Below are 21,964 nucleotides of genomic sequence, written 5' to 3' on the forward strand. Positions count from 1 at the left end.
GAATCGATGCTCTGCCCCGATTTATCGCTGCGGAAGATAACGCAGCGGGTTTACGGATTTCCCCTTGTAACGAATTTCAAAATGCAATCTTACTGAACTGGTTCCGGTGCTACCCATAGTCGCTATTTTTTGACCCGCCTGCACTTCTTGTTGTTCCCGGACCAGCATTGTATCGTTATGTGCATAGGCGCTCAGGTAATCATCATTGTGTTTGATGATGATCAGATTACCGTAACCGCGAAGAGCATTACCGGCGTAGACCACACGCCCCGAGGCGGTTGCTACGACAGACTGTCCACGCGAACCAGCAATATCGATCCCCTTATTTCCCCCTTCAGAAGCTGAGAAATTATCGATAATTTTCCCGTCAGTCGGCCATTTCCAGGAGGAAACCGGACCGCCATTATTTGTAGATGTGGCGACGGGAGTGCTGGCTACAGCAACAGGTGTTGTGGTGGTAGTAACTGCACCTGATGAAGGCAACATCTTGCCTACATTCTGTTTACCAGAAGAATCAGAATACGTGGTAGTTGGTTGAGATGCAACCACAGAACCTGTGAGCATGCCCCCGGTTGGAACTTTCGGAACACCGCCATTTGTGGCATCTGTGACCGCTATCGCACCCCCGGTACTTGCTGCGGAAGAGACGTTATTTATCTGGATTGTCTGGCCAACTTCGAGGCTGTATGGCTCTGGGATATTATTGCGCGCGGCCAGGTCGCGGAAGTCATTGCCCGTGATCCATGCAATATAAAACAGAGTGTCGCCACGCTTCACCTGATAGGTGCTGCCACTGTAACTTCCCTTAGGGATTGAGTTATAGCTGCGGTTGTACACAATGTGTCCGCCAGGGCCGACAGCAGGCGCCATTTGCGGAGTGGAATTCAGAGTATTCTGACTACTATTGCCACTGCCACCGCCGCCATTAACGCTGCTGATGGGTGCAGATGTCGTTGAATTGTTCGTACATCCCGCCATCCAGGCACTGATAAAAGTACACATTACAATGCGGCTTAGTGTTTTTATTGGGCTTCCCGTGCTCATATTTCCCCCGTTACGGCAATCTCAGAATATCTCTTTAACCTCGCACACCGCGCCAGCTGGCGCTTTTCGTGTCATCAGACACGGTGCGGGCAGGCAACATGCTCATTCAGGCCTTTGCCCAAATGCCGCTGTGCCATAAAAAACTGTAGTGGATGCTATCAACATCGCCAGTACAGCACCATATAACAGTTGTATTTAAATTTTAAGAGGTTAGTCCTGCAGGGATCGGCTTATCACCGGTTTCAGGCGAGCTCGCCTTTCACCAGCGGGACAAAACGAACGGCTTCGATAGTCTCTGCAACAAACTCGTCACCACGTCGTGTGACCCGTTGCAATGTTTGATTTTCTTCGCCCACGGGCAGAATTAATACGCCGCCATCATCGAGTTGTTGCAGTAGATCTTGAGGTATTTCAGGAGGTGCAGCAGTGACAATAATGGCATCGAACGGGCCACGCGAAGGCCAGCCCTGCCAGCCGTCACCATGACGGGTGGAGACATTATGCAAATCGAGTTGCTTGAGGCGTCTTTTGGCCTGCCACTGCAACCCTTTGATGCGCTCAACCGAGAAAACATGTTCAACCAGATGTGCCAGAATCGCAGTCTGATAGCCTGACCCGGTGCCAATTTCCAGCACGCGTGAAGTGGGCTCAAGGCGCAGCAGCTCGGTCATTCTCGCCACGGTATAAGGCTGAGAAATGGTCTGACCGGAGCCAATAGGCAACGCAGTGTTTTCGTAAGCTTTATGCTGAAATGCCTCATCCACGAAACGCTCACGCGGCACAGATTCTATGGCATGCAACAGTTTTTCATCATGAATGCCCTGCTGGCGAAGTTGTTCCAGCAGGTTGTACATCGGTTTATTCACCATTCGCGCTCACCCCGGCCTTTTCCAACCATGAGACCACGACATCCTGAGCCGCATAGGCGGTTAAATCCACCTGAAGTGGCGTCACTGAAACATAACCTTGCGCGACAGCAGCAAAATCAGTATCAGGTGCGACATCAAATTTATCCCCCGGCGGGCCAATCCAGTACAAGTCCTGACCACGCGGGTCCTGCTGACAAAATACCTGCTCGGCCGGATGACGGCTACCGCAACGCGTCACCTTGATCCCCTTGATCTGCGAAAGTGGCAAATCCGGGACGTTAATATTCAGAATTTTGCCAGTACGCAAAGGCTCACGCGCCAGAGCCCTGAGGATCCGACAGGTGATGATCGCCGCCGTGTCATAATGCTGATGGCCGTCCAGTGAGACCGCCAGCGCGGGAAAGCCCAGATGGCGGCCTTCCATCGCGGCGGCGACCGTACCGGAATAGATGACGTCGTCACCCAGATTCGGCCCCGCATTGATGCCAGAGACCACTATATCTGGCTTAGGGCGCATCAGCGTATTCACGCCAAGATACACACAATCGGTCGGCGTACCGTTAATTACGGCGGTATCCCCGTTAGGGTAAGACTGAATACGCAACGGGCCGTCCAGCGTCAACGCATTAGATGCGCCGCTACGGTTACGATCAGGGGCCACCAGCGTCACGTCAGCAAATTCACGCAGTGCTGACGCCAGCGCCTGTATACCCGGAGCCAGTACGCCGTCGTCGTTACTCAGTAATATCCGCATCACTTTCATCCAGATTCATCAGTTCACGCACCACGCTGGTGGCATAACTGCCGGCCGGTAACCAGAATTTGAGTTCCAGAGTAACATCATCCCAGCGCTGCCATTGCATCTGCAAAGGTTGCAGCATGATGGCACGACGTGCCGGTTCGACCCTCTCACGGTTAAGCAGCGACAGTAAATCCTCCTGACCATTCAGACAGGCCAGCTCATAGGCTTCAGCGTCTTCGAGTGTGCCCAGCGGGCCATCTCCCGGCAACGGTGCGGTTACCAGCAATTCACCGTTTTCAACGCGCGGTAGCAGCGATTCAAACTCTTCGGCTTTCGCCACAAACCAACTGCCACGGCCACTCAGTTGCAGGGCATCACCCAGCATCGGCAGACGTACGGTGCCATCGGCCAGACGCTGGCTGGCGACGATATTGAACATCGCACTGCGGCTGGCGGAAAGATAGAAGCTGCGTTTGGCGCGTTCTTTCGGACGGGCTTCATTGGTTGCCCAGCGTTTCGCCTGCACCAGATTATTGCCACCACGACCAAAGCGCTGGGTGCCGAAATAGTTCGGTACGCCCTGTTGGGTGATTTTTTCCAGACGCGCCTCGACATCAGCCATATCGCTTACCTGACGCAGCACCAGCGTAAACGCGTTGCCTTTCAGCGTACCGATACGCATCTTTTTGCGATGGCGTGAGGCGCGGACAACTTCGCAGCCTTCGAGATCAAACTGGCTTAAATAGGGATCAGTCTTGCCCGGCAGATGCAGGCAAAACCATTGTTCGGTAACGGCATGGCGGTCTTTGAGACCGGCATAACTGACATCGCGCGGATGCACTTTGGCAAATCGCGCCAGTTGTTCCGCGACAAACTGCGTGTTACAGCCATTTTTGCGGATCCGCACCAACAGATGTTCACCTTCGCCATCCGGCTCAAAACCCAGATCCTCTTCGACAATAAAGTCTTCGGGATTGGCTTTCAGCAGGCCGGTGGCAACAGGCTCGCCCAGCAACCAGGTGAGACGGGACATATCTATCATGCGGTAATCTTCCACAACATCATTCCTTAATCAGCAGAGCAACGGCTTCGCAGGCAATACCTTCGCCACGGCCAGTAAAGCCCAGCTGTTCGGTTGTCGTGGCTTTCACGTTGACGTCATCCATATGACATTGCAGATCTTCTGCCAGAAACACGCGCATCTGCGGGATGTGCGGAGCCATTTTCGGTGCCTGTGCGATGATCGTGATATCCAGATTGCCCAGCTTGTAGCCTTTTGCACGGATACGGCGCCAGGCTTCGCGCAGCAGTTCGCGGCTGTCAGCACCTTTGAATGCCGGGTCAGTGTCCGGAAAAAGTTTACCTATATCTCCCAGCGCAGCGGCACCAAGCAGTGCGTCCGTAGCCGCGTGCAGGGCAACATCACCATCTGAATGCGCCAGTAAACCCTGCGGATAAGGGATACGCACACCACCGATCACCAGCGGGCCTTCTCCGCCAAATTTATGTACATCAAAACCGTGACCGATACGCATTATGCGTTCTCCTCCTGGGATAAGCGGGTTAAATAGAATTCAGCCAGGGCCAGATCTTCTGGCCTCGTGACTTTAATATTATCGGCCCGTGCCGGGATCAGCATAGGATGAAAACCGCAATATTCCATTGCCGAGGCTTCATCTGTGACCACCGCACCTTCATTGAGTGCACGGCGCAGGCAGGTTTTCAGTAATTCGAGCGGGAAAAATTGCGGCGTCAGTGCATGCCACAGGTCCTGACGATCGACCGTATGTGCAATCGCTGTAATGCCCGGTTCACCACGCTTCATCGTGTCGCGCACGGGGGCGGCAAGGATCCCGCCCACTTTACTGGTGGTGGCAATCGCCAGCAGATTATGGAGATCGTCAGGATGCAGACACGGGCGCGCGGCATCATGTACCAACACCCAGCCGCTGTCTCCGGCAACATCCAGCCCGGCCATCACCGACTCAGCACGTTCCGCACCGCCTGCAACCACGCGAATACGCGGATCACGGGCAATGGGAAGTTGTTCGAATTGCGTATCGTGCGGGCTTAATGCCACGATAACCTGACTGACTTTGCCGCTTTGCAGCAAAGCGCAAATTGAGTGTTCTATCAGCGTCTTACCGCCAATAGAAAGATATTGCTTGGGGCATTCTGCCTGCATACGGCTGCCAATGCCGGCAGCCGGTAACACGGCAATAACCTCTGGAAGGGAAACTGCGATATGGCTCATGGCTATTGATTCAGGTTGTTTTGCGAAACGGTGCTACCAGGCGCACGTTTGTTGTCAGGCACCAGACGATAAAAAGTCTCGCCGGGTTTAATCATGCCCAGTTCATTGCGTGCGCGTTCTTCGATCGCTTCCTGACCGCCGTTTAAATCGTCGATTTCTGCGAAAAGTTGATCATTACGTGATTTCAGTTTGCCGTTATTAACTTGTTGCACCTGAACGTCATCGTTTACACGTACATAATCGTGAATACCATTCTTACCCAGCCACAGCGAATACTGTAGCCAGCCAAGTAAAATCAGTAATAGCAGTGTTAGTTTGCCCATCCCCGCCCCCTAAAAAAGCTGGACAATCATCCCACAACTTTCCCTCTGACTCCACTGTGGCAGTGGTAAAGCCGGTGAGAATCAGACTTACGCACGCAATTAAGGGTGAGAATGACACAATGGGTTACATCGTGAAGGGAATTTGCAGGGAAAACCGCCAGGAAAAGTCACCAGCCAGACAGGAAAGAGAAGACTGTCCAGAACATGCCGATAACGCAGACCGCGCTGGCCAGAGAGGTTTTAAACCAGCCACCGCCAAAGAACGTGCTGAACGCAATGCCTATCAGGACGGAAACGGGCATCAGCGCCAGGAAGAACGGCCAGGTGTAGAGCAGGAAAAACAGGGTGTTGGAACCATAAACCAGAAAAGGGATCGCGAACGCCAGCCAGTAGAAGACAAACCCGATGAATCCGCCCTGCATGGAGTAGGAAGGATCTTCGGTGTCTGCACTGTCGGTTTCCGGTATCGGCACGCGTGTCCGGGGGGTAATTTCCCCGGTGCGATCCACGCGGTTCCGACTGACAAGTCTGCTAAATAACGCCTGCATAGATGATCCCTGTATTTCAGTGTAAACCGGCACGCTCTGTGACGTTTGGCCGGCAACATTCAGGGATTGATAATAGCGCGCTGGCGCATCACTTCTAATAATTGAGGCACCAATTGTGTTACCAATTGTTCACCATCAAGATGCACATCCGGGGTTTCCGGTGGCTGATATTCTGAGTCAATACCGGTGAAGTTTTTCAGTTCACCCGCACGGGCTTTTTTATACAAACCTTTCGGATCACGAGCCTCACAGATAGCCAGCGGCGTATCCACAAACACTTCAATAAACTGACCGTCTTCCAGCAAATCACGCACCATTTCACGCTCGGCGCGGTGAGGTGAAATGAACGCCGTCAGCACGACCTGCCCGGCATCCACCATCAGTTTCGCCACTTCACCTACACGACGGATGTTTTCACGCCGGTCGTCGTCGGTGAAGCCCAGATCACGGCACAGTCCGTGACGGACATTATCGCCATCGAGCAGATAAGTGCTGACGCCCTGCGCATACAGCGCCTGTTCAAGCGCACCGGCCACGGTGGATTTCCCCGAGCCAGAAAGCCCGGTGAACCACAGCACCGCACCACGATGGCCATGTTGCTTTTCGCGATCCGCACGAGTCACCGTGTGCGGATGCCAGACAACATTCTCATCTTTTAAAAAAGTGCTGTCTTGTGACGCCATCTTATTTGCCACCCAGCAGGTCGCGCGCACCCCAGTGCGGGAAGTGACGTCGAACCAGGCTGTTCAGTTCCAGCTCAAATGCGCTGTATTTATCCGATTCCTGATATACCTGTTCAATGGCTTCACGTACCAGACCAGCACCCACGGTAACGTTGGTCAGCCGATCGATAAAGATCATGCCGCCGGTCACCGCGTTGCTCTGATAGTTATCCAGCACCAATGGTTCGTCGAAGGCCAGTTCCACCAGTCCGATACCATTCAGTGGCAGGTTTTCTACCACACGCTGCGTCAGCGAGTTAATTTCCACCTGATATTCGATATTTTCCACACGCGCACGGGCTTTCTTGCCGCCGACTTTGATGTCGTAACTCTGGCCGACGCTCAGTGGTTGCTCGGCCATCCACACCACGTCGACTTTGGCATTCTGTACCGGTTTAACCGTTTCTTCTGCATCGACCAGCGTGTCGCCACGGCTGATATCACGCTCATCGGCCAGCACCAGCGTAATCGCGTCGCCCGCCCAGGCTTCCTGCAAATCACCGTCAAAGGTCACAATGCGTGCCACGGTAGATTCCACACCGGATGGCAATACTTTCACCTTCTGACCGACACGGACAGAACCGGATGCCAGCGTTCCCGCATAGCCACGGAAATCAAGATTCGGGCGGTTAACGTACTGCACCGGGAAGCGCATCGGTTGCTGTTCACGAATGTTAATAATGTTTACCGTTTCCAGCACGTCGAGCAACGTCGGGCCGGTGTACCAGTTCATTTTATCGCTTGATGTGGCAACGTTGTCGCCTTCCAGCGCGGAAAGCGGCACAAATTTGATGTCCAGATCGGTCGGCAGTTGCTGCGCGAAATCCAGATAATCCTGTTTAAACTGCTCGAATACCGCTTCGCTGTAATCCACCAGATCCATTTTGTTGACGGCCACCACCAGGTGACGGATCCCGAGCAAGGTCGCAATGAAGCTGTGACGGCGGGTTTGATCCAGCACACCTTTACGGGCGTCGATCAGTAAGATCGCCAGATCACAGGTCGATGCACCGGTCGCCATATTGCGGGTGTACTGTTCGTGCCCCGGCGTGTCCGCAATGATGAACTTACGTTTTTCGGTAGAGAAATAACGGTAAGCCACATCGATAGTAATGCCCTGTTCGCGTTCGGCCTGTAAGCCATCCACCAGCAGTGCCAGATCCAGTTTCTCGCCCTGGGTGCCGTGACGTTTACTGTCGTTATGCAGAGAAGACAGCTGATCTTCGTAGATCTGACGGGTGTCATGCAGCAGGCGCCCGATCAGGGTGCTTTTGCCGTCATCGACGCTGCCGCAGGTCAGAAAGCGCAGCAGGCTTTTGTGTTGCTGAGCGTGCAGGTAAGCTTCAACGCCACCCTGCTCCGCGATTTGTTGTGCAATTGCGTTATTCATTAGCTGCGGCTCCTCAGAAGTATCCTTGACGCTTTTTCAGTTCCATCGAACCGGCCTGATCACGGTCGATCGCGCGTCCCTGACGTTCACTGGTGGTCGATACCAGCATCTCTTCGATGATCTCCGGCAACGTTTGTGCCTCAGATTCAACAGCACCGGTCAACGGCCAGCAGCCTAATGTGCGGAAACGCACCATTTTCTTCTCGATCACTTCGCCCGGTTGCAGATCAATACGATCATCATCAACCATCAGCAGCATACCGTCGCGCTCCAGCACCGGACGCGGTGCGGCCAGATACAACGGAACGATTTCGATATTTTCCAGATAGATGTACTGCCAGATATCCAGCTCAGTCCAGTTAGACAGCGGGAACACGCGGATGCTTTCGCCTTTGTTAATCTGGCCGTTGTAATTGTGCCACAGTTCAGGACGCTGGTTTTTTGGATCCCAGCGGTGGAAGCGGTCACGGAACGAATAGATACGCTCTTTGGCACGGGATTTTTCTTCGTCACGGCGTGCACCGCCGAAAGCGGCATCAAAGCCATATTTATTCAGCGCCTGCTTCAGACCTTCAGTTTTCATGATGTCAGTATGTTTGGCACTGCCGTGCACAAACGGGTTGATGCCCATTGCCACACCTTCCGGGTTTTTATGCACCAGCAGCTCAAAACCGTAATTCTTCGCCGTGCGGTCACGGAAGTCGTACATTTCGCGGAATTTCCAGCCGGTATCCACATGCAGCAGCGGGAACGGCAAGGTGCCCGGGAAGAAAGCTTTGCGCGCCAGATGCAACATCACCGAGGAATCTTTCCCGATGGAGTACATCATCACCGGGTTGGCGAATTCAGCAGCCACTTCACGGATGATATGGATACTCTCCGCCTCCAGTTGCCGCAAATGAGTCAGTCGTTTTTCGTCCATAACAGATCCTTTAAGCCAAATTCACAACCGACGGGCGTTGGGTGCCGTCAGTCTCAGGATGATGCCCAAACCAGGCCAGTTGCTGATGAAGTGATACCACTTCACCAATCACCAGTAACGCCGGCGCCGGCGCCTGCTGAGCCAGATGTTCAAGATTATCGAGTGTTCCGGTCAGCACCTGCTGATCAGAACGCGTTCCCCGTCCGATGACCGCAACGGGCGTATGCGCTGCGCGACCATGAGCGATCAGTTGCTGGCTGATTTCGGCAGCTTTAAGCGTGCCCATATAAATCGCCAATGTCTGCTGGCCTTTCGCGAGGGTCTCCCACTGCACGCCGTTGTTTTCCGGACGGCAATGCCCGGTCACGAATATCACACTCTGCGCGTAATCGCGGTGCGTCAGCGGAATACCGGCATAAGCCGTTGCGCCGGCCGCTGCGGTAACACCCGGCACCACCTGGAAAGGAATGCCTGCCGCCTGCACCGCCTGTAATTCTTCGCCGCCGCGTCCGAAAATAAACGGATCACCGCCTTTGAGGCGCACGACTTTTTTCCCCTGCTGCGCCAGTTCGACCAGCAGACGGTTAGTGTCTTCCTGCGCGACAGAATGGCTGCCCGCACGTTTACCCACACAAATCTTGTCCGCATCGCGGCGCACTAAATCCAGCACGTCTTCGCTGACCAGATAGTCGTAAAGCACGACATCGGCCTGCTGCATCACCTGCAGCCCGCGAAGGGTGAGCAATCCTGCATCACCCGGCCCGGCACCGACCAGCGTGACATTCCCGCTATGCGAGATGTCTTCCGCGTTTTCTAACTGCTGTTGCAGCGCCTGTTCTGCTTCTGCGAGCTTTCCCGCAGAAGCGAGGCTGGCAAAGCGTCCGGCAAACAGTTGTTCCCAGAAACGGCGACGCGCACGCATTGAACTGAACTGTACTTTCACATTGTCGCGCCAGCGTCCGGCGATATTGGCCATTTGCCCCAGGCTGCCCGGCAGTAGAGTTTCCAGCTTCTCGCGCAACATTCTGGCGAGTACCGGCGCTTTACCGCTGGAAGAAATCGCGACCACAATCGGCGAACGGTCGACAATCGAAGGGAAAATGAACGAGCACTTCGGCTGATCGTCAACCACGTTAGCCAGAACATGACGGCGGTCGGCCTGTTCAAAAACCTCAGCATTTAACGCGGCATCGTCGGTGGCGGCAATCACCAGAAAAACATCGTCGAGCTGTTCCGGCAGAAATGCCTGTGCCGACCAGCTAACTTCTGCGGCCTGTCTGCGTTGTTCCAGCTCGGGAGAAAGTGCCTGTGCGACTATCCGTACTTGCGCACCTGCCCGCAGGAGGAGATCAATTTTGCGAGCAGCGACTTCGCCACCTCCCACGACCAGCACAGGGCGTTGTTTGAGGTCGGCAAATATTGGTAGATAGTCCACAAAAGCCTTTAATGATTGTCAGAGTTAATAAACAAACTATACGTGCAGGCAATAATTGATCTGAAATGACGAAAAGGAATGAATAGTTACTAAATGGAATATAGCCCGGCAAAAAGAGCGGTTTGGGATAACGGGAAATTGTCTAATCGCACAGACAATCGCATACTGTACGCCCCAGAAAGACCGCCACACGCGGCCTGTTGTTTGATTGCCTTCCGGTCATATTGACCAGCAAATAAGGATTTTTGGCTATGTTTTCTTTTTTACGCATGAAGCGGACGCTGCTGGCGCTGAGCCTGAGCTGTGTCTGTATGGGTCATGCGATGGCGGCGTCCGCCCCGCTTCCGCCGGTGGGGATGATCGCCAGTCAGCAAATTCGCCATATCGCCACCTATTTTCCCGGACGCATGGCCGGCAGCCCGGCAGAACTGATCGCCGCGGATTATCTGAATCAGCAGTTCAATAAATTAGGATATACGAGCGATTTACGTGGCTTCGATACCCGCTATCTTTACACCAGCAATGCGGGCAAAAAGAACTGGCAAAATATTCACGCCACGTCGGTGATTGCCGCACGTGCAGGAGAAGTGCCGCAGCAAATCATCGTGATAGCGCATTTCGATACCTATGTGCCGCAAAGCGACAGTGATACCAACCATAATCTCGGCGGCCTGACGCTGCAGGGGGTCGATGACAACGCTTCCGGCGTCGGTGTGATGCTTGAGCTGGCCGAACGCATGCAGGCCATCCCGACGCACTACAGCTTGCGTTTCGTGGCGCTGAGTGCGGAAGAAACCGGTGCTAAAGGCGCGGAAGACTTTGTGAACCGCATGAGTGCTGAAGAGAAGAAAAATACGCTGCTGGTGATCAACCTGAATTCGCTGATCACCGGTGACCGGTTGTATTTCAACAGCGGCGCGAATACTTCCGTGGCCGTGGCGAAACTCACCCGCGTACGGGCGCTGAATATTGCGCACAGTCTGGGTATTCCGGCAGAAAGCCACGAAGGCGTACATTGCTGCGATGGCATAAAAGCGCTGGATGACGCACGGCTGCCGCTGCTGAACGTGACGGCGACTAACTATGCGCTGGGTAAGAAAGACGGCCTCCAGCAACGCGCGATCACCAGCCACTTCCCGCTGGGTACCACGCGTTATCAGAGCCAGTTCGATAATCTGCAGTATCTGGATAAAGCCCTGCCGGGACGCATTGAAAAACGTTCCCGCGATACGGTGAAAGTGTTATTCCCGCTGCTGAAGGATCTGGCGAAACCGGCGAAACACGCCTGATTAAATATGGGGAGTTGAGACGTTAATTACAGGAATCCCCTAAATAATTCGGATTGCAGGAAGGCGGCAAGTGAACGCATCCCCGGGAGCATAGATTACTATGTGACCGGGGTAAGAGCGCGCAGCCAACGCATCTGCAACCCGAAGTATGACGGGGATTTATTCATGGAGGCCGCATTCGCGTTTCAGTCCAAAAAATCGCGTGTCTTCTTCCTTCATCCCTTCTTCCCATTTTTTCGTGGTGTGTGTGTCACCGACGGAAAGATAGCCCTGATCCCACAGCGGGTGATAGCTCAGGCCGTTGTCTTGCAGATAACGGAAGATCTGACGGTTATCCCAGTCGATAATCGGCAGGATTTTAAACACACCACGTTGCACCGCCAGCACCGGCAGATGCGCACGGCTGCCGGATTGCTCACGACGCAGACCGGCAAACCAGGTCTGCACGCCGAGCGTCTGAATCGCCCGATTCATCGGCTCGACTTTATTGATGTGATTATATTTCTCGATGCCCTCGACGCCCTGCTCCCACAGTTTGCCGTAACGCGCTTCCTGCCAGGCTGCCGAATGTTCAGCACGGAATACCTGTAAATTCAGGTTCAGCTGTTCGGTTAACGTATCGATGAACTGATAGGTTTCCGGGAACAGATAGCCGGTATCGGTCAGGATCACCGGAATGTCCGGTTTCTGCTGAGTGACTAAGTGCAGACAGACCGCCGCCTGAATCCCGAAGCTGGAAGACAGGGCGAATTCACCAGGCATATTTTCCAGCGCCCATTGCACACGCTCCTGCGCGGACAATTTTTCGAGGCTGACGTTAATTTCCGCCAGCGCCATGGATTGTCCGGACTTCGGCAGTTCATTCAGTTCAGCCAGAGTAAGGTTCAGCAAACTCATATCGCCTCCTGTCGGTTATCGCTCTTAATCATAAAAGTCACGTGCCGGATCCAGCACGGGCTTAATGATCCCTGCGCGGATCACAAAGTCGCCAAAGCCTTCACCGGTTTCGCGCTCTTTCGACCAGCGTCCGACCAGTTCGTCAATGATGCCCAGGATCTCTGCATCAGAAATATTTTCGCGGTACATGCGCGGAATACGTGTTCCGGCGCGGTTTCCGCCAAGGTGCAGGTTGTAGCGGTTCATCGCTTTCCCCACCAGACCAATTTCGGCCAGCAGCGCACGACCGCAGCCGTTCGGACAACCGGTCACACGCAGCACGATGTGTTCATCGCCTACGCCGTGGCCGTGCATGATGCCTTCTACTTTGGTCACAAACTCAGGCAGGAAACGTTCCGCTTCCGCCATCGCCAGCGGGCAGGTCGGATAAGACACGCAGGCCATCGAGTTTTTACGTTGCTCGGTGACACCGTCGTCAATCAGGCCGTGATTACGCGCCAGGGTTTCGATCGCGTCTTTGTCTTGTTCCGCGACACCGGCCACGATCAGGTTCTGGTTAGCAGTAAGCCTGAAATCACCTTTATGGATCTTAGCAATTTCTGCCAGTCCGGTTTTCAGCGGCTTGCCCGGATAATCAAGAATACGGCCATTTTCGATAAACAGTGTCAGATGCCATTGTTTATCGATGCCTTTTACCCAGCCGATACGATCGCCGCGACCGGTGAATTCGTAAGGACGAATATCACCAAACTGAATGCCTGCACGTTTTTCAACTTCGGCTTTGAATACCGGCACGCCGACGCGTTCCAGCGTGTATTTGGTTTTGGCGTTTTTACGGTTGGTACGGTTACCCCAGTCGCGCTGCGTGGTCACCACGGCTTCGGCGACGGCCAGCGTGTTCTCCAGCGGAATAAAGCCCAGCTCGCTGGCAGTTCGTGCGTAAGTGGCTTTATCACCGTGGGCGATAGAAAGCCCGCCGCCGACCAGCACGTTGAAGCCGACCAGTTTGCCGTTATCGGCAATCGCCACAAAATTCAGGTCGTTGGCGTGAAGATCCACGTCATTTTGCGGCGGGATCACCACGGTGGTTTTGAATTTACGTGGCAGATAGGTCGCCCCCAGGATCGGCTCTTCGTCGGTGGTTTCGACTTTTTCCTGATCCAGCCACACTTCGGCGTAAGCACGGGTGCGCGGCAGCAGGTGCTCGGAGATTTTCTTCGCCCACTGATACGCTTCCTGATGCAGTTCAGATTCCACCGGATTCGAGGTACACAACACGTTACGGTTAACGTCGTTGGCGGTCGCCAGTGCATCCAGACCAAGTTTGTTCAGCAACTGATGCACCGGTTTGACGTTCGGTTTCAGGATGCCGTGGAACTGGAAGGTCTGACGGTTGGTAATACGGATGCTGCCATACAGCGTGCTGTCTTCAGCAAATTTGTCGATGCCCAGCCACTGGGCAGGGGTCATCACCCCGCCCGGCAAGCGGCAACGCAACATCATGGCGTGACGCGGTTCCAGCTTCTGCTCAGCACGCTCAGCACGAATATCACGGTCGTCCTGCTGATACATGCCGTGGAAGCGGATCAACAGGAAGTTGTCACCGTTGAAGCCGCCGGTCAGGCCGTCTTTTAAATCTTCTGTGATGGTGCCGCGCAGGAAATTGCTTTCCTTCTTCAGGCGTTCGGCGTCAGCCAGCGGGGCATCGACGATCAACGGGCCCGGACCGGGATTGAGTTCACTCCACAACTTATTGCTCATAAGGTTTTCGCTCATTGCTCAGATTCGTTAGTAGACGTCGCGCTGATAACGGCGATCAAGGCGCAATTCACTGAGATATTCGTCGGCCGTTTCCAGATCCATTTCGCCGTATTCGGCGATGATTTCCAGTAACGCCTGTTCTACATCTTTCGCCATACGGTTAGCATCGCCGCAGACATACACGTGCGCGCCTTCCTGCAACCACTGCCAGACTTCAGCGCCCTGCTCACGCAACTTGTCCTGTACATATACTTTTTCCGCCTGGTCGCGTGACCATGCCAGAGAGATATGGGTCAGCAAGCCGTCTTTCACGTAACGCTGCCACTCGACCTGATACAGGAAATCATCGGTAAAGTGCGGGTTGCCGAAGAACAGCCAGTTTTTGCCGGTGGCGCCGTCGTTATCACGCTGCTGAATGAAGGCGCGGAATGGCGCAATGCCGGTACCGGGTCCTATCATAATGACCGGCGTCTCCGGATTCACCGGCAGACGGAAGTTATCGTTATGCTCGATGAAGACTTTCACTTCACCGTCTTCTTCCAGACGATCGGCCAGGAAGCCGGACGCACCACCAGAGCGCGGACGACCATCGATGTCATAACGCACCACGCCAACAGTAATATGGACTTCTGTTTCAGTTTCAGCCTGCGAGGAGGCAATCGAATACAGGCGCGGCGTCAGCGGACGCAGTAAATCCACCAGTTGCTGGGCATCCAGCTCAGTCGGTGCGCGGCGTACCATGTCAGCAAACGGCACGGTCTGGGCGTATTGCTGCAGCGCAGGCTTGTCAGCCAGCAGACCGGTCAGGTGTTCATCGCGGCACAGCGCGGCATATTTTTCGATAATCGGCGTGGTGTTTTGGGTCAGTTCGATGTGATGTTGCAGCGCTTCTGAAAGCGACAGTTTTTTGTCGTTCACCTCGACAATTTCATCACCTTTCAGCCACAGCAGTTCAACGATTTCCTGCACCAGTTGCGGATCGTTTTCAAACCAGATCCCCAGCGCATCGCCCGGCTGGTAACGCAGGCCGGAATCACCGAGTTCGAGTTCCAGATGACGTACGTCTTTATCAGAATCGCGGCCGGTAATTTTCTGGTTAACGGAAAGTGTCGCGGTCAGCGGCGCTTCTTTGGTGTAAGGGCTGCTGTCGACCTGATTCACACTGCCTGCCAGCGTCGGAACCGCCTGCGCCCCGGTGTCAGCCGGTACGCGCTGTTTCAGCACATCGACAATACGCTTACGCCAGTTTTCGGCGGCTTCTTTATATTCCACATCAGCATCAACGCGGTCTAACAGGCGTTCTGCCCCCAGCTCGCCCAGACGGGTATCGAAATCTTTACCTGCCTGACAGAAGAATTCGTAAGAGGTATCACCCAGCGCAAACACCGCAAAAGCCGTGTCTTTCATTTGCGGGGCTTTTTTGGATTGCAGGAATTTGTGCAACGCGACGGCTTCTTCAGCCTGTTCGCCTTCGCCTTGCGTGGAGGCCACGATCAGCAACAGCTTTTCCTGACCAATTTGTTTGAATTTATAGTCACCGGCATTCACCAGATTGACGTTAATTTTCGCGGCGATCAGGTCATCACGCAGTTGCTCGGCAACACGGCGGGCGTTACCCGTTTGCGAGGCGGAAATCAGAGTGACTGACGCGGCATTCTGTACCGGAGCAGAAGCTGCCACCGCACCCGGTTGCTGATTAACCATGCCCCAGAAATACCCTGACAGCCAGGCCATCTGAGTCGGTGAGTAATCACCAATCGCCGATTGAAGGCGGGCCATTTGCTCGGGGGTCAGCGGGAGCAGTGAAGTTGGAGGAGCCTGAGTCGTCATCGCGGTACGAATTCCCTTATGCAAAAGCAAGTCATCAATCCGGCCTCCGGCGCTTTTTACAGTATATGTTCGCGCGGGAAAAACCTTTCAGAGGATGTAGGTTAACGAGCAGGATAATAACAATTAAAGAAGTGATGGAAATAATAAATAACCAAAATGACTAAGAGGATTTAGAGGTAAGGTCTATCTGAAAAAGTGGTAAGGCATGATTTTTATCCTACTGAAATCGCTAAAAAATTTACCTCACTGCGAGCAGGCTCTTTGCAAAGTGCCGGATACATAAAGAAAAACCCCGCCGGAGCGGGGTGATGAATATTTTTCAGTACTCAGCTAAGCGTGACGATTTTAAAGATGAAAAGCGTTGTGCTGTTCAAACCAGGCGAACTGTCCGGCGGCAAATACTGACATTTTACTGCCACTGTGGCCGACATCTGACAGGTCCATAAAGTGCCAGTTAAACGGTGTGTTGTTCTGTTCAGCGCGTTGCTGGGAGGTGGTGAAATAACTCTCGGCGCGCTCCAGACGGTTTGTCCCCTGCGCCATCGCCTGCTTGGATTTGCGCAGCAGGCGGTTTTCCGGATCGTCGTCTTCAGCCCCCACGGCAATCAGCACCGGTTTGGCAAAGTAATCATTCAGTTGCTGCTGGCTGACCGCCACCGGCGCTTCGCGTAAACCGTAAGGCCAGCGCTGATCGGTATCCGGTAATGTCCACCAGCCTGCCGCCGCACAGACCGCGGCTTTCACATTCGGCTCAGGCAACAGCGTCAGCATGCGGTGTACAAACTGGCAACCCGCGCTGTTTCCAAATAAATAGTATTGTTTCTGGCTGGTGACGCCCTGCTTTTGCAGCGTCGTAAACAAGTTATCGACCATGCTGAACGCCCACTGCGATTTCGGCAAACGGTGATGGGTTTTGCTGTCGGTCAGATTACCGAGGTTATAGCCAGCGGCGCCGGGGAAATCCTGCTCACTGAAATGCGGCACGACCACGCGCAGATGATACTGATCAGCAACGGTCATCCAGTCATTGCGGTAAGTCGCGGCGTTACGGTCCACGCCGGTCATCACCATAACCACCGGCGTAGTCTCATCTGCACCGGCCGGTTGGTAGGTGAAAACTTCCAGCGGCTTTTTACCCGGTGCCAGTGCAATATGCATCACACCGGATCCCGGTGGGAAAACCAGAGGTGCTTTACTGACCGGAGTTTTGGCAACCGGAGAGGCTTTAACCGCGGGTTGAACCGGTTTAGCCGCAGCGGGGACGGACTGCTGAGGGGTGGCAGTGGTCTCTGCCTGAACACCAGCCGAGAACAACAACGCCAGAACAGCGCAACGAAGCACAGTAATCATTCACTATCTCAACAAGTTAGTTTCTACCGGCTCACTGTATGCCAGCAATGCGGGCGGAGTAAAGAGAGTAAAAGTCAGGATTTGGTGAAGAAAAGCGCAGTTAAGTCATGGCACGTAAGCCGGTATTCCGGTACTATGCCGCGTTTTTTCGAGCAACGAGACATGCCTCATGACCACCACATTATTTAAAGATTTTCAGTTTGAAGCCGCCCACCATTTACCGCATGTGCCCGCAGGGCATAAGTGCGGACGGTTGCACGGCCACTCTTTCACCGTCCGTTTAGAAATCACCGGTGAAGTGGATCCGCATACCGGCTGGGTGATGGATTTCGCCGAACTGAAAGCTGCGTTTAATCCGACTCTGGATCGTCTCGATCACTATAATCTGAACGACATTCCGGGCTTAGAAAACCCGACCAGCGAAGTGCTGGCCGCGTGGATCTGGAACGAGATGAAACCTAAGCTGCCACTGCTCAGCGCCGTGCGCGTGAAAGAAACCTGCACCGCAGGTTGCGTATATAAAGGTTAACTCAGCATATCTCTTATGCAATGTTGAGATACTTATGTGTCTGCATTGAAAGCCGCCAGTTTCTTGCAATGCAGGTCGCAATGCACAGTCTGGTGGCTTCTTCTTTTTGACTGATTGGCTGCAGGGCAATAATCCGCGCTTTGCTGTCAGTCAGGGTTTCCAGCAGGGCATCCAGAGCGTCGATATCACGCTGACGCGCCACCGGATGTTTCACTTCATCGGCCCGTTTCAGTGCCTGCGGCAGAATGTCGTAACCGCCACGCATATTCACTTTCGGGGAAACCGTCACCCAGGTATTCACCGAGCAACGGACTTCGTGCGTGCCGCTGGTTTCAATCTGGCAACTGAAGCCGCTCTTTTCCAGCAATGACGTCAGTTCAGTCAGATCGTAAATGCATGGCTCGCCGCCGGTGATCACCACGTGACGCGCGGTGTAACCTTGCTGCGCGATAACCTCGAGCAGTTGTTCTGAGGTGGCGTTACCCCAGGCATCACTCTCTTCAGTTTTGACCAGAATGCGCTGCATATCGACTTCCCGATCGGCAATTTTATCCCAGGTGTGTTTGGTATCGCACCAGCTGCAACCCACAGGACAGCCTTGCAGGCGAACGAAAATCGCCGGCACGCCGGTAAAATAGCCTTCCCCTTGCAGGGTTTCGAACATCTCATTAATCGGGTACTGCATCGGTTTCTCAGTCATCTCTAAAAAAATCAGCGCACATTATCGCAGATCGCAGGCGCTGCGCCAAATACAGGGCGCAGCAGGAGTGTGTGCAAAAATGTTTATCAGCGTAAAGAGCGGATGGCGTCAGTAAAGCGTTGCGTGATCTGCTGCGGTCGGGTAATTGCACCACCGACCACAACGGAATGCGCCCCCAGCGCTAAACATCGCGCCGCCATTTCTGGGGTATCCACGTTTCCCTCGGCAATGACCGGCGTCGTGCACTGCGCCAGCACCTGACGCAGGAAAGCGAAGTCGTCATGCCAGAGTTTGCTGCCCTGCGTCTCCTGAGTATAGCCGTGCAATGTTGTCCCGATACAATCAAAACCTAAAGCCTGCGCGTTTTGCGCTTCTTCTAAGGTCGCGATATCCGCCATCAGCAACAGGGACGGGAACTCCTCACGGATGCGATGCACCAGCGCCGCAAGTTGTAATTCACCCGGGCGCTGATGGAAAGTGGCATCCATCGCGATCATGTCCGGCGCAACAGTCATCAGCTCACGGACTTCTTTCAGGGTTGCCGTGATATAGACATCGCTTGCGGGGTAATCACGTTTGATGATGCCGATAACCGGCAGCGGCACGGTAGCGCGGATGGCTTTCACATCTGCGACGCTGTTGGCGCGGATCCCCGCGGCACCGCCCTGCATAGCGGCCAGTGCCATACGGCTCATAATAAAATCGCTGTGCAGCGGTTCGTCATCCAGCGCCTGACAGGACACGATCAACTGTCCCCTGACGGTCGTTAACATTGACTGATTCATACTCCCAACATCTCCTCAATTTCATTTTTAATAATCGTGACATGCGGTCCGTAGATCACCTGAATACCGTTTCCGCGGATCAGCACGGCGCGTGCCCCGCTCGACTTCAGCTTGTTTTCATCCACTTCGCTAGCCTGATGAACGCTGATGCGCAAACGCGTTGCGCAGCAATCCAGCTCGGCGATATTGGCCGCGCCGCCCAGTGCTTCGATAATCAGTCCGGCGCGATCGGTCACGACGTTATCCTGCTGAATTTCAGCCTCATCACGCCCCGGCGTTTTCAGGTTGAAGCGCCTGATCAGGTAGCGGAAAGAGAAGTAATAAAGGGCAAACCACGGCACGCCGACCAGCGGGACGTACATCCAGTGCGTTTTGCTTTCGCCCTGTAAAACCCCGAACAGAATGAAATCGATAAAACCGCCGGAGAAAGTTTGTCCGATGGTGATCTGCAAAATGTGGGCAATCATAAACGCCAGACCGTCGAATACCGCATGCAGGACATACAGCATCGGCGCGACAAACAGGAACGAGAACTCAATAGGTTCGGTGATCCCGGTCAGGAAGGAGGTCAGTGCCGCCGACAGCAGCAACCCGGCGACGCGTTTTTTATTCTCAGGCCGCGCCGTGTGGTACATCGCCAGACACGCCCCCACCAGACCAAACATCATGGTAATGAAGCGCCCGGACATAAACCGTGAAGTGCCGATATAAAACTGCTGCGTATTGGGGTCTGCCAGCTGGGCGAAGAAGATCCGCTGCGTGCCTTCCACCAGATGCCCGTTAATTACTTCGCTGCCGCCGAGTGCGGTGGTCCAGAAAGGCAGATAGAAAATATGATGCAGGCCGAACGGGCCGAGCATGCGCAGCACAAAACCGTAAATGAAGGTGCCAAGGTATCCCGTCGCATCCACCAGCCCGCCCATGCCAAAAATCACTTTCTGGAAATGTGGCCAGATGAAGAACATCAACGCCCCGACCACGATGGCCGCAACGGAGGAGATGATCGGCACAAAGCGGGAACCGCCAAAAAACCCGAGAAACTGCGGTAATTCGATTTTGTTGTAGCGCTGATGGAGCCACCACGTCACAAGACCGATTACCACGCCGCCAAACACGCCGGTTTCCAGCGTCTGAATGCCGAGCGCCATTCCCTGCCCGGCGGCACTGAGATTGGTGGTCACCAGTTGCCCTTTGAGGATCAGGATGGCGTTGATGGTGGCGTTCATCACCAGGTATCCGAGCAGCGCGGACAAGCCTGCGGTTCCTTTATCACTGCGTGCCAGCCCGACGGCGACCCCAACGGCAAACAACACCGCCAGATTGGCAAAGACGATCGATCCGGCACTGGCCATGACGGTGAAAATCGCCTGCAAGGCCGGAATATTCAGAAACGGATATGCCGTTAAGGTATTGGGGTTGGAAAGCGCCCCGCCAATACCCAGCAGCAATCCGGCTGCGGGCAAAATAGCGATAGGCAACATGAAAGACTTGCCAAACTTTTGGGCTCTTTCGAACCACGCCCCGCCCCCTGAACCATTGAATATTGACATGAGATAACTCCGCGTTGTGTTGTTGTGATAATTATTTTCACCACACTATATAATTAAAATAATAATTACCATCAAATGTACAACGTTATCCATATGGAATTCTTCTGGCGTTAACTGCGTCACATCAGCCAAACTAGTCAGGTCAATTATTCTGAGGAGAGCCGAGTGAGTCAGACCAAGGAAACAGGCACGCTGTTACTGCGAATGCGTCAGGGACTGGAGAATTACAGTCCGACGCTGCACAAGCTGGGCAGTTTTGTGCTGGAACAACCGCAGCGCGTGCTTTACCTGACCATCACTGAACTGGCGCGTGAGAGTGATACCAGTGAAGCCAGCGTCACGCGGCTTTGCCGCCAGCTCGGTTGCAAAGGGTTTACCGAATTTAAGATGGGTCTCGCGCTTGAGACGCGACAAAATCCGACATTGCCGTCCGCTGAAGGGAATGACGACGTTCAGACGCTGATCGAAGACAGCATCACTGCCCTGCGTGATACCGGAAAACTGCTCGATCGGCAGGTGCTGGTGGACGCCGCGTTTCGCATTCATAACGCGCGTTCCGTTCAGGTGTATGGTGTTGCAGCCAGCGCTATCGTGGCGGATTATCTGGGTTACAAGCTGCTGCGTCTGGGCAAAGCGTCGCAATGTTTCGCTGATATGCACCGCGCGGCGATGAATGCCGTGAGCCTGGATAGTCAGGATATTGTGGTCGTGATTTCCAGCTCAGGTTCCACTAAAGATGTGTTGCACGCCGCCGCGCTGGCGAAGCGTCAGGGCACCACAGTCATCGGTATCAGCAATACGTTGCGCAGCCCGCTTTCCTCACTGGCCGATATTTTACTGGTGGCCGCCAAACCCGAAGGTCCGCTGACGGCGGGTTTACTGACGTCCAAAGTCGGCGGGATGCTGCTGGTGGAATTACTGATCAATCAGCTGTTAACGCACTCTCCGGATTATCTGCAAGCCAGCGAACACAGCGCGAGTGCCACGCTTTCTTTATTGCTGTAAGACGGAGATCTTAACGATC

The 21,964-nt window shown here is 54.1% G+C and carries 22 protein-coding genes; 3 read left to right on the forward strand and 19 right to left on the reverse strand.

Annotation, left to right across the window (positions count from 1 at the left end; genetic code table 11):
• Window positions 1-21: 21 nt before the first annotated feature.
• The 12 genes from nlpD to cysG form a co-directional block, all read right to left on the reverse strand.
• A complete protein-coding gene (nlpD, locus tag GW591_RS20525) occupies window positions 22-1,044 on the reverse strand; it encodes a murein hydrolase activator NlpD (protein ID WP_013574018.1) in 1,023 nt (340 codons plus the stop codon).
• 242 nt (window positions 1,045-1,286) lie between these two features.
• Complete coding sequence (locus tag GW591_RS20530; protein WP_037034145.1) at window positions 1,287-1,913, reverse strand: protein-L-isoaspartate(D-aspartate) O-methyltransferase; 627 nt, start codon at window positions 1,911-1,913, stop codon at window positions 1,287-1,289.
• Complete coding sequence (gene surE / locus GW591_RS20535; protein ID WP_013574016.1) at window positions 1,903-2,667, reverse strand: 5'/3'-nucleotidase SurE; 765 nt, start codon at window positions 2,665-2,667, stop codon at window positions 1,903-1,905. Before surE ends, GW591_RS20530 begins: the two co-directional genes overlap by 11 nt.
• On the reverse strand, window positions 2,648-3,694 hold the full coding sequence (truD, locus tag GW591_RS20540; protein ID WP_165497408.1) for a tRNA pseudouridine(13) synthase TruD: 1,047 nt from the start codon (window positions 3,692-3,694) through the stop codon (window positions 2,648-2,650). Before truD ends, surE begins: the two co-directional genes overlap by 20 nt.
• A 22-nt stretch (window positions 3,695-3,716) precedes the next feature.
• Entirely contained in the window at window positions 3,717-4,190 is a 474-nt protein-coding gene (ispF, locus tag GW591_RS20545; protein WP_013574014.1) for a 2-C-methyl-D-erythritol 2,4-cyclodiphosphate synthase, read from the reverse strand.
• A complete protein-coding gene (ispD, locus tag GW591_RS20550; RefSeq protein WP_013574013.1) occupies window positions 4,190-4,909 on the reverse strand; it encodes a 2-C-methyl-D-erythritol 4-phosphate cytidylyltransferase in 720 nt (239 codons plus the stop codon). Before ispD ends, ispF begins: the two co-directional genes overlap by 1 nt.
• 2 nt (window positions 4,910-4,911) lie before the next feature.
• Complete coding sequence (ftsB, locus tag GW591_RS20555) at window positions 4,912-5,232, reverse strand: cell division protein FtsB (RefSeq protein ID WP_013574012.1); 321 nt, start codon at window positions 5,230-5,232, stop codon at window positions 4,912-4,914.
• Between the two features lie 167 nt (window positions 5,233-5,399).
• Complete coding sequence (locus GW591_RS20560; protein ID WP_013574011.1) at window positions 5,400-5,780, reverse strand: DUF3561 family protein; 381 nt, start codon at window positions 5,778-5,780, stop codon at window positions 5,400-5,402.
• A gap of 59 nt (window positions 5,781-5,839) precedes the next feature.
• On the reverse strand, window positions 5,840-6,463 hold the full coding sequence (gene cysC, locus GW591_RS20565; RefSeq protein ID WP_013574010.1) for an adenylyl-sulfate kinase: 624 nt from the start codon (window positions 6,461-6,463) through the stop codon (window positions 5,840-5,842).
• A gap of 1 nt (window position 6,464) precedes the next feature.
• A complete protein-coding gene (gene cysN / locus GW591_RS20570; RefSeq protein ID WP_112152124.1) occupies window positions 6,465-7,892 on the reverse strand; it encodes a sulfate adenylyltransferase subunit CysN in 1,428 nt (475 codons plus the stop codon).
• A 13-nt stretch (window positions 7,893-7,905) separates the two neighbouring features.
• The gene (gene cysD, locus GW591_RS20575; protein ID WP_013574008.1) at window positions 7,906-8,814 is read right to left on the reverse strand and encodes a sulfate adenylyltransferase subunit CysD; all 909 of its coding nucleotides are present in this window, start codon (window positions 8,812-8,814) and stop codon (window positions 7,906-7,908) included.
• A 10-nt stretch (window positions 8,815-8,824) separates the two neighbouring features.
• Window positions 8,825-10,249, reverse strand: coding sequence for a siroheme synthase CysG (gene cysG, locus GW591_RS20580; RefSeq protein WP_166861317.1), 1,425 nt, complete (start codon window positions 10,247-10,249; stop codon window positions 8,825-8,827).
• Window positions 10,250-10,500: 251 nt separating this feature from the next.
• Between cysG and GW591_RS20585 the strand changes: the two genes are divergently transcribed.
• Window positions 10,501-11,538 carry an aminopeptidase gene (locus GW591_RS20585; protein ID WP_166861320.1) on the forward strand — a complete coding sequence of 346 codons (1,038 nt, stop codon included), beginning with the start codon at window positions 10,501-10,503 and terminating at the stop codon, window positions 11,536-11,538.
• Window positions 11,539-11,697: 159 nt separating this feature from the next.
• Here GW591_RS20585 and GW591_RS20590 read toward each other — a convergent pair whose 3' ends face one another.
• The 4 genes from GW591_RS20590 to GW591_RS20605 form a co-directional block, all read right to left on the reverse strand.
• On the reverse strand, window positions 11,698-12,435 hold the full coding sequence (locus GW591_RS20590) for a phosphoadenylyl-sulfate reductase (protein ID WP_013574005.1): 738 nt from the start codon (window positions 12,433-12,435) through the stop codon (window positions 11,698-11,700).
• 24 nt (window positions 12,436-12,459) lie between these two features.
• Complete coding sequence (cysI, locus tag GW591_RS20595; RefSeq protein ID WP_013574004.1) at window positions 12,460-14,196, reverse strand: assimilatory sulfite reductase (NADPH) hemoprotein subunit; 1,737 nt, start codon at window positions 14,194-14,196, stop codon at window positions 12,460-12,462.
• A 27-nt stretch (window positions 14,197-14,223) separates the two neighbouring features.
• On the reverse strand, window positions 14,224-16,026 hold the full coding sequence (gene cysJ / locus GW591_RS20600; protein WP_112197361.1) for an NADPH-dependent assimilatory sulfite reductase flavoprotein subunit: 1,803 nt from the start codon (window positions 16,024-16,026) through the stop codon (window positions 14,224-14,226).
• Between the two features lie 345 nt (window positions 16,027-16,371).
• A complete protein-coding gene (locus GW591_RS20605) occupies window positions 16,372-17,376 on the reverse strand; it encodes an alpha/beta hydrolase-fold protein (RefSeq protein WP_119261244.1) in 1,005 nt (334 codons plus the stop codon).
• A 169-nt stretch (window positions 17,377-17,545) separates the two neighbouring features.
• On the opposite strand from GW591_RS20605, the gene queD reads away from it, so the two are divergent.
• Window positions 17,546-17,905, forward strand: a complete 360-nt coding sequence (gene queD / locus GW591_RS20610; RefSeq protein WP_013574001.1) for a 6-carboxytetrahydropterin synthase QueD — start codon at window positions 17,546-17,548, stop codon at window positions 17,903-17,905.
• Between the two features lie 13 nt (window positions 17,906-17,918).
• On the opposite strand, the gene queE is transcribed toward queD, so the two are convergent.
• From queE to GW591_RS20625, 3 genes are all read right to left on the reverse strand, one after another.
• Window positions 17,919-18,590, reverse strand: coding sequence for a 7-carboxy-7-deazaguanine synthase QueE (queE, locus tag GW591_RS20615; RefSeq protein WP_013574000.1), 672 nt, complete (start codon window positions 18,588-18,590; stop codon window positions 17,919-17,921).
• A 101-nt stretch (window positions 18,591-18,691) separates the two neighbouring features.
• Entirely contained in the window at window positions 18,692-19,390 is a 699-nt protein-coding gene (locus tag GW591_RS20620) for an N-acetylmannosamine-6-phosphate 2-epimerase (RefSeq protein WP_134706350.1), read from the reverse strand.
• Entirely contained in the window at window positions 19,387-20,940 is a 1,554-nt protein-coding gene (locus GW591_RS20625; protein ID WP_013573998.1) for a PTS transporter subunit EIIC, read from the reverse strand. Before GW591_RS20625 ends, GW591_RS20620 begins: the two co-directional genes overlap by 4 nt.
• A gap of 204 nt (window positions 20,941-21,144) precedes the next feature.
• Here GW591_RS20625 and GW591_RS20630 point away from each other — a divergent pair, with 204 nt between their 5' ends.
• Window positions 21,145-21,945, forward strand: coding sequence for a MurR/RpiR family transcriptional regulator (locus GW591_RS20630; RefSeq protein ID WP_191996294.1), 801 nt, complete (start codon window positions 21,145-21,147; stop codon window positions 21,943-21,945).
• Window positions 21,946-21,964: the final 19 nt, after the last annotated feature.

The organism is Rahnella aceris (genome assembly GCF_011684115.1).
Taxonomy (GTDB): Bacteria; Pseudomonadota; Gammaproteobacteria; order Enterobacterales; family Enterobacteriaceae; genus Rahnella; species Rahnella aceris.

Coding starts and splice junctions, on each gene's coding strand:
- nlpD (WP_013574018.1), bottom strand. CDS start 1,044: ATGAGCACGGGAAGCCCAATAAAAACACTAAGCCGCATTGTAATGTGT.
- GW591_RS20530 (WP_037034145.1), bottom strand. CDS start 1,913: ATGGTGAATAAACCGATGTACAACCTGCTGGAACAACTTCGCCAGCAG.
- surE (WP_013574016.1), bottom strand. CDS start 2,667: ATGCGGATATTACTGAGTAACGACGACGGCGTACTGGCTCCGGGTATA.
- ispF (WP_013574014.1), bottom strand. CDS start 4,190: ATGCGTATCGGTCACGGTTTTGATGTACATAAATTTGGCGGAGAAGGC.
- ispD (WP_013574013.1), bottom strand. CDS start 4,909: ATGAGCCATATCGCAGTTTCCCTTCCAGAGGTTATTGCCGTGTTACCG.
- ftsB (WP_013574012.1), bottom strand. CDS start 5,232: ATGGGCAAACTAACACTGCTATTACTGATTTTACTTGGCTGGCTACAG.
- GW591_RS20560 (WP_013574011.1), bottom strand. CDS start 5,780: ATGCAGGCGTTATTTAGCAGACTTGTCAGTCGGAACCGCGTGGATCGC.
- cysC (WP_013574010.1), bottom strand. CDS start 6,463: ATGGCGTCACAAGACAGCACTTTTTTAAAAGATGAGAATGTTGTCTGG.
- cysN (WP_112152124.1), bottom strand. CDS start 7,892: ATGAATAACGCAATTGCACAACAAATCGCGGAGCAGGGTGGCGTTGAA.
- cysD (WP_013574008.1), bottom strand. CDS start 8,814: ATGGACGAAAAACGACTGACTCATTTGCGGCAACTGGAGGCGGAGAGT.
- GW591_RS20585 (WP_166861320.1), top strand. CDS start 10,501: ATGTTTTCTTTTTTACGCATGAAGCGGACGCTGCTGGCGCTGAGCCTG.
- GW591_RS20590 (WP_013574005.1), bottom strand. CDS start 12,435: ATGAGTTTGCTGAACCTTACTCTGGCTGAACTGAATGAACTGCCGAAG.
- cysI (WP_013574004.1), bottom strand. CDS start 14,196: ATGAGCAATAAGTTGTGGAGTGAACTCAATCCCGGTCCGGGCCCGTTG.
- cysJ (WP_112197361.1), bottom strand. CDS start 16,026: ATGACGACTCAGGCTCCTCCAACTTCACTGCTCCCGCTGACCCCCGAG.
- GW591_RS20605 (WP_119261244.1), bottom strand. CDS start 17,376: ATGATTACTGTGCTTCGTTGCGCTGTTCTGGCGTTGTTGTTCTCGGCT.
- queD (WP_013574001.1), top strand. CDS start 17,546: ATGACCACCACATTATTTAAAGATTTTCAGTTTGAAGCCGCCCACCAT.
- queE (WP_013574000.1), bottom strand. CDS start 18,590: ATGCAGTACCCGATTAATGAGATGTTCGAAACCCTGCAAGGGGAAGGC.
- GW591_RS20620 (WP_134706350.1), bottom strand. CDS start 19,390: ATGAATCAGTCAATGTTAACGACCGTCAGGGGACAGTTGATCGTGTCC.
- GW591_RS20625 (WP_013573998.1), bottom strand. CDS start 20,940: ATGTCAATATTCAATGGTTCAGGGGGCGGGGCGTGGTTCGAAAGAGCC.
- GW591_RS20630 (WP_191996294.1), top strand. CDS start 21,145: ATGCGTCAGGGACTGGAGAATTACAGTCCGACGCTGCACAAGCTGGGC.